The 1,331-nt window shown below is 63.6% G+C and carries 1 protein-coding gene; it reads left to right on the plus strand.

Translation table 11 applies throughout. The features are described from left to right. A partial coding sequence (locus ACIPIA_RS16460) for a TolC family protein (protein WP_400511050.1) occupies positions 1-1,331 on the plus strand: 1,331 nt, incomplete at both ends.

Raw genomic sequence — 1,331 nt, forward strand, 5'->3', positions numbered from 1 at the left:
CGGCCGATCAAGAGCCGGTCAGCGGCGCGATCGATCTCTACGAGGCCATGGCGCGTGCCTTGAAATACAACCTCGATCACAAGGTCGAAGTTTTCGACACCGTCGTTAAGACGGCCGAACTCAACGCGGCGCATTACGACATGCTCCCCGGCCTCGCCGTCAGTGCGGGCTATGGCGGCCGCGACAACTACGACGCATCCAGCAGCTTCAACCTCATCACCCGGACGCCCAACTTCGGAGCCTCGACCTCGCAGGAGCGGCAATCGGTCGTTGCCGAGGCGGCCCTGAGCTGGAACATTCTCGACTTCGGCCTCTCCTATGTCCGCGCCCAGCAATCGGCGAACAAGGTGCTGATCGCCGCCGAGACGCGACGCAAGATCGCCAACCGGATCATCGAGGACGTCCGCACCGCCTATTGGCGGGCGTTGGCGGCAGACCGCCTGATTCGCAAGCTCAATGTGCTCGAAGCCCGGACGCGCGCGGCACTCGCCAATACCGACAAGATCTCGACCGAGGGACAGGCCTCACCCGTCACCGCCTTGACCTACCAGCGCGAGCTGCTCGAGGTCCGCCGCACGGTGCAGGAACTGCAGCGCGACCTGACGGTGGCCAAGCAGCAGCTCGCGGCCCTGATGAACCTACAGCCGGGAGAGAACTTCCGCCTCGTCGCTCCGAATCGCGCCGCTTCCCTGCGAGCGCCGGGCAAGGTCCGCGCGATGATCTGGACCGCGCTCCAGCATCGGCCCGAACTGCGCGAGCTCGAATACCAGAAGCGCATCAACATGCGGGAGGCCGATGCCGCCCTGCTCTCGATGCTGCCTGGCATCCAGCTCTATGCCGGGCCGAATTTCGACAGCAACGACTTCCTGCTCAACAACAACTGGATGGGCTGGGGCGCGAAGGCCAGCGGCAACCTGCTCAAGCTCCTGAAGTATCCGGCGCAGAAGGAGGTCATCGACAAGCAGGGCGAATTGCTGGACCAACGCGGGCTCGCGATCACCATGGCGATCATGACGCAGGTCCATGTCAGCAATATCCGGTTCCGCCATCTGCAGAAGGAGCTCGGCTCCGCGACGCAGTACTACGACGTCCAGCGCCGCCTGCTCGACCAGATGAAGACCCAGACGGCAGCTGAGCGGATCAGCGAACAGACCCTGATCCGGGAAGAGATGAACACGCTTCTGGCGGAGCTGCGCCGGGACATCACCTATTCGAGCCTGCAGAACGCCTATGCCAATCTCTACGCCTCGATGGGCATGGACGGTTACGTCGACGAAATCGACTTCCAGGCACCGGTCAAGGACCTGTCGCGCTCGCTGGCCAAGCTCTGG

It is taken from the genome of Allobosea sp. CER48 (assembly GCF_044752385.1).
Lineage (GTDB): Bacteria > Pseudomonadota > Alphaproteobacteria > Rhizobiales > Beijerinckiaceae > Allobosea.